This is a genomic window from Clostridium aromativorans (assembly GCF_020908015.1).
Lineage (GTDB): Bacteria > Bacillota > Clostridia > Clostridiales > Clostridiaceae > Clostridium_B > Clostridium_B aromativorans.
This window is the reverse complement of record NZ_JAJJPB010000059.1, coordinates 1-5923: the sequence shown is the minus strand read 5'-3', so window position 1 is coordinate 5923 and position 5923 is coordinate 1. Positions and strand designations below refer to the sequence as shown.

Here is a 5923-nt window from a genome sequence, read left to right as displayed (position 1 = left end):
AGGTTATAGTTGCACTCAATATAGCAGCTATGTCGGAGGCATTTGTGCTCGGAACAAAAGCAGGGGTATCACCTGAACTCATATACAATGCCATAAAAGGTGGACTTGCAGGAAGTACGGTACTCGATGCAAAGGCACCTATGGTGCTTGACAGGAATTTCAAACCTGGATTCAAGATAGACCTTCACATAAAGGATCTTACGAATGCAGTTGAAACAGGAGCGGGTGTGGGAGCACCATTATTTCTTACAAATCAGGTTTTGGAAATACTGAGGAATTTGCATCTTGATGGAGAAGGACAGAGTGACCACTCTGCTATCATAAAGTTCTATGAGAAGCTGGCAAAGGTTGAAGTAACAAAATAATTAAAACTGGAAAACAAGTCTGGTTTTATTTAATGGGGCTGCTGTAAAAATTCCTATTTTACTGCAGCTTTATTTTTCTGTTTTATAATAAGGAGGAAGTTTAACAGTTATTTTTGTGCCGCAGTTTATCTTGCTTTTTACACTGATAGTTCCATGGTGGGCAGTAATAATCTGTTTTACAATGGTCATGCCGAGTCCTGTACTTCCTGTTGGAGAATCTGTAGAAGTACCTCTGTAGTAGCGGTCAAACATGTGATTTATATCATATTCATTCATTCCGCTGCCATTATCACAGATTTCTGCTTCAACATAAGATTCACGGCTTAATTTCACAGTGACTGATGTATCTTCCGGGTTGTGTACTACTGCATTTACTAACAGATTTGAAAATGCTCGTTTCAGTAATTCAGTATCGCCCGAAACGAATAACTCTTTTTCTTCACCTATCATTTCAAAATGATTTTCCTTTGCAATGGGCATATTCGCTGTTTCTGCCGTCACTCTGCGAACTAATTCCGATAATTCTATCTTTTGGAGATTCATCTTTAGACCTGTAAATTCATCCATACGGAACGCCGTACCCAGATCGTTGATAAGTTCCTCTATATGAGCAGATTTATCGCTGATAATCTGTAGAAACTCTTTCTTTTCTTCCAGACTCCATTTGTGTTTATCGGATAAAAGCATATCCGCATACCCTGAAATATAGGATAGCGGTGTTTTTAAATCATGTGTAATTCCAGCCGCCCAGGTTTGGCGCATTTCGTCAAATTCTTTTCGCTTTTTTTCGTTATGCTGTAAAATATCAGACAATGTTTTCAGATTATCATAGACTTCTCTGTAAAGTCTTTTTGAGAAAAAACTTAAACGTATTCTCTTTCCGGGTAAGTCCAGATATTCACCTCTTGACAATTTTTGTATATTCATCAAAATATCCACTAGAGGGCGTGCAACGTAATAACCATAAAACAGACAGTAAGACAATCCGATAAAAATTGTCACCCAGGCAAGAATTGCAATTTCTGTCTCGTTTTGTGACTGGTGTTGTAGTACCAGCATCCAGTAAATCCCCGGGATCCCCATTAATAACCAGAGTAAAATCTGATGTACTATGAAATTGATGGTAAAACGGACTGTCAAACGTCCATTGGTAAGATCTACTTTCATATTTGCCCACCCTCCGGAAATGAGAATTTATATCCAATTCCACGGATATTTATAATGTAAGAGGGATTCTTCAAGTCTGGTTCCACTTTTTTACGTAATCGGTTAATATGCACTTTTACAGTTTGTTCATCTCCCATACTTTCATACCCCCATACATTTTCATATAACTGTCCTGCGGTAAACACCTGATTTGGGTGTTCCACTAAAAACAGCAGCAATTCAAATTCTTTTGCCGGACAGCTTATTTCCCTGTTATCCACAAGAAGTTTTGCTTCTTTCTTATTTACAGTGACAGTGCCGAAATGATAGATCCCCTGCTTCATTGAATTTTGCCGGTACTGTTTCATCCTCCTGAACTGTACGTTGATTCTTGCAACAACTTCTAGAGGATTAAAAGGCTTAGTAATATAATCATCTCCGCCTATACCGAGGCCTGTTAATTTGTCTAAATCCCCGGTTCGAGCAGTGAGGAAAAGAATTGGCACAAATGTATGCTGGCGGATTTTCTGACACAGCTTGAAGCCATCAATATCCGGCAGCATAACATCCAGTACAATTAAATCATAGGTATTTTTCATGATTTTTGTCATAGTTTCTTTCCCTGTTGAAGCACTGTCGATGTTTGTGTAACCTTCTTTGTGTAAGATGGTTTTCAGCATTTTTATGATTCCAAGTTCATCATCAACAAGTAGTATTCTCTGCATAGTCACCTGTTATATCCCCTTTCTGCATTTCCTGCACTTTAATTTTCATTATATAACAGATTGAAAAAGCAGTCATTAGATAGATACATCCCGTTTTTTAAATATTGCAAAGCTGACACCAAATAAAACAATTATATATATCAGCAATACAGATACCGAAAAGCCTATTGTCATTTCTTCCCGGGGCTGTAAATGAAAGATATACAAACTCATGTCGCTGTTTGCAAAGGGAAGAAATTTCAGCCATGCCAGCTTTGATGTGGCTTCAATCATTGAATTTCCTAAAATCATAAGCAGAAGAGAGCTGCCCACCGCTACTGCACTGCTTTTCAAAATGGTTGAGACAGCAAAGGAAATGGTCACATAGCTCATAATTGGGAAAATATCCAGACAATACATTTTTACACACTGCCTGAAAATATTTAATGATTCTATCTGTCCTTGTGAATTGATAAAAAGCTCTGCCGCTCCCAAAGTGCGTATTCCGCTTCCAAAGCCATATAAGACATCAATGGTTATATATGCTGCCCCTATGGTGAGTATCAGTGAAAATACAGCATATATGACAACTGCTGTGTATTTTGAAAATAGAATTGCACCCCGGCTGTGTGGGCGAATCAATAACAGCTTCATTGTTCCATCCGTATATTCTCTTGCAACAATGTTGGCAGCAATAATAATTGTAAAAATAACAACCCATTCAAACAACCCCGATGAGTGCAGTAACGTATACCAGAGGTTATTTTCTTGTGGGGCTATATTGTTCTTCAAACGGTACTCGGCAATTGCCACTTTATTTTTCGCCTCTGCCTGCAACTGTGGTGATAGATCTGCAACCTGTAAACGTCCATTATTTTTTTCTATAATTTGCTCCTGTCCTGTTCTCCAATTCCCTGCAGTTTCCTTATTTATTGCGATTTTTGCAAAGACTGAAAAACTGACGGCGACAATAATCAGTAAAAGGAAAAGGATTTTTGTCAATCGGCCGCTGAATATTTTCATTAACTCATTTTTCACTAAATTGATCATTTCTGTTCCTCCGTAATTTCTAAAAATTTGTCTTCCAGAGTTTCTTCTTTCATCTGAATACTATAAATTTCAATTCCGCATTTCATTAAATGTTTGTTCACTGATGGAATTTCCTCTTTTGTCATCTGAATTATAATATGCCCGGCTGGACTGGAAGAAAGTACATTTTTCCGCATGGTGTGAAGTAAATTTTTTGTCTGTACAATTTGTGAGGTACTTACAATAAGTTCCACCTGCATTGAACCGCCGGATTTGACAAAATCATCTATACGCTGAATAGTTACTAACTTTCCGTGCTGCAAAACACCCACTCTGTCACACATCAACTGCATTTCTGAGAGCAAATGGCTTGATACCAGAACTGCAGCACCTTCCTCATGAGCTATTTTCTTTAGATAGTTACGCAGCTCGTGGATTCCCTCTGGATCAAGTCCGTTTGTTGGTTCATCCAGTATCACGAGAGATGGACGGTGTAATAGTGCCTGTGCAAGCCCAAGCCTCTGACGCATACCAAGTGAATAAGTTCGTACTTTGTCCTGCATTTTGTCTTTGAGTCCGACAATTTCAGCCATTTCATAAATACGTTTTTTGCTGATGCCGGGTGACATTCTGGCATAGTGCTTTAAATTTTGATAACCCGTAAGATATCTATATAAATCTGGATTTTCAACAATACCGCCAACATTCTGAATTGCTTTTTTGAAGTCGGTTGTAATGCTGTGTCCTTTAATAAAAATATCTCCTTCGGTTATTTTTATCAGTCCCGTAATCATACGGATAGTGGTAGTTTTGCCTGCTCCATTGGGCCCTAGAAATCCGAATATTTCTCCAGCTGGAATTGTAAACGACAGGTCATGAATAATTTCCTTTTTGCCGATTTTTTTTGATACGTGTTTTAATTCCACAACTGTTTTTTTGTTCATATATATAACTGTCCTTTCTGTGCCAAATTCAAAATACCTTATCTGTATTTTAATAAGATTATAAAAAGCGAAAGTAAATGGACGGTAAACAGACAGTAAATGGAGCTTAAACTCTCAAAAATCATTACAATTTGATATGATTAGGATAATTTGTATTGGATTTATAATGGTGGGTATATTGGGATTAAAGCTTGTATCTTCATAGTTATAGAGAACTTCTTCTGAAGTGCCGCCTGGCAATGGCAATGGCTTCTCTCCATGAATGTTGAACTGATATGGCTTTTACAGGACAATTTTGTATGCACAAACTGCAGTGTATACAGTCCATTGCGTTGATGACTGTAGATTTGCCATCTTTCATTTTAAAAACTTTCATGGGGCATGTTTCTGTGCACTTACCACAGCCAATGCATTCAGATGTACTGACTCCCACATATTTTCCATTTTTCACTGTTCCGGTGTCTTTGTAATATTGAGGGAACAATTTAGCTGCAAAGATACTTGCACGTCTCTGATCACTTTCATTTGGCCTTCCTTTGTTTCCGCCGCCGCAGAGAATATACGGTCCTGTACAGTCATAACCGGGACAGGAAAATTCACCGATTATTTCAATAGTATGCATTTTCAGTACATTTTTCAGACTGTTATGGTATTTTCCGAGAAACGGTGAACCGTGGGTAGAAAATAAAAACACTTTTTGCCAGGACTCTATTTGTCTGGCAAGTTCTATTAATTTGGGATGATGGGATGTGAAATAAATACCCGAGCCCAATCCTATAAATTTATATTCTTGAAGATTCAACTTTTCAGCCTGTTTCATCGTTACTGTATTACAATTCAGTGTTTTTCCCACGGCCCATGCAATCTTTGCAGTATTGCCATGATAGATGCAGGAATAGAATTAATTAATGAAAAGGGAGCTGATGGGTTTTCGCTTCGCAAGGTTGCCGAAAGGTGCGGAGTCAGCCATTCAGCACCTTATAAGCATTTTAAAAATAAGGATGATTTGATTGCAGCTATGCAGGCACATGTTACCAATTCTCTGGCTGAATACTTACAGAATGCCAGATCACGATGCAGAAACAAAAATAAGGTATTGATTGAGTTGGGGAAAAGTTATATATGTTACTTTGTTGAAAATCCAGCATATCATCATTTTCTTTTTTCACAACCCAGCTTTCACATGCGAATTACTGATACAAAAATATTATGTGATGACTTTCCGCCCTTTTCAATTCTACAGGCTGCCGCAAGGGAGAAATTGACGGATAATCATGTGTTATCTGCCGATCATGGTATTGATGTACTTGTTATGTGGTCTGTAGTGGAAGGATTGACATCAATACTGGTGTCCAATAATGTGTTTTTTGAAGGAGATTATCTGTCTGCTGTAGAACGAATATTGAAAGAGAAAATTAATTTATAAAATAAATTGATATTTCCATTTGAAGGATAATTAGGAGGGGTGGATAACTACCTGGAACCCAGAAGAACGATAAAAAGACAATTCCAAATCACTGTCAAATCTTGTCAAGGCACTGAACGCTTAGTGGCCAAGTATTGAGAGCCTGAATTTAGCGCAAAGGCCCACATTACGGAGGGTAACGGGTTTAAGAATTTTGTGCATTTTTATGGTATAATGAGTAAGTAAAATATTTTTAGGCAGAAAATAAGGAAAGGCCTCCAGCAATTACCTGGCTGAAAGGCCTTTTATTTATACTAAAGACTTTTTATA

General features: G+C 37.8%; 7 protein-coding genes. 2 read left to right on the top strand and 5 right to left on the bottom strand.

Annotated features, from left to right (window positions below; translation table 11 throughout):
• Positions 1-365: NAD-binding protein (locus LN736_RS18660; RefSeq protein WP_229982201.1), on the top strand; the 365-nt coding region annotated here is incomplete at its 5' end.
• A gap of 69 nt (positions 366-434) precedes the next feature.
• Here LN736_RS18660 and LN736_RS18655 read toward each other — a convergent pair.
• The 5 genes from LN736_RS18655 to LN736_RS18635 form a co-directional block, all read right to left on the bottom strand.
• The gene (locus LN736_RS18655; protein ID WP_229982200.1) at positions 435-1424 is read right to left on the bottom strand and encodes a sensor histidine kinase; all 990 of its coding nucleotides are present in this window, start codon (positions 1422-1424) and stop codon (positions 435-437) included.
• A gap of 104 nt (positions 1425-1528) precedes the next feature.
• Complete coding sequence (locus LN736_RS18650) at positions 1529-2236, bottom strand: response regulator transcription factor (protein ID WP_106009949.1); 708 nt, start codon at positions 2234-2236, stop codon at positions 1529-1531.
• Between the two features lie 75 nt (positions 2237-2311).
• Complete coding sequence (locus LN736_RS18645; RefSeq protein WP_229982199.1) at positions 2312-3265, bottom strand: ABC transporter permease subunit; 954 nt, start codon at positions 3263-3265, stop codon at positions 2312-2314.
• Complete coding sequence (locus LN736_RS18640) at positions 3262-4188, bottom strand: ABC transporter ATP-binding protein (protein ID WP_229982198.1); 927 nt, start codon at positions 4186-4188, stop codon at positions 3262-3264. The genes LN736_RS18645 and LN736_RS18640 overlap by 4 nt, the downstream gene beginning before the upstream one ends.
• Before the next feature lie 205 nt (positions 4189-4393).
• A complete protein-coding gene (locus LN736_RS18635) occupies positions 4394-5041 on the bottom strand; it encodes a 4Fe-4S binding protein (protein ID WP_229982197.1) in 648 nt (215 codons plus the stop codon).
• A gap of 27 nt (positions 5042-5068) precedes the next feature.
• Between LN736_RS18635 and LN736_RS18630 the strand changes: the two genes are divergently transcribed.
• Positions 5069-5614 (top strand): TetR/AcrR family transcriptional regulator, encoded by a 546-nt coding sequence (locus LN736_RS18630; RefSeq protein ID WP_229982196.1) that lies wholly within the window; start codon positions 5069-5071, stop codon positions 5612-5614.
• The last annotated feature ends 309 nt before the right edge of the window (positions 5615-5923 follow it).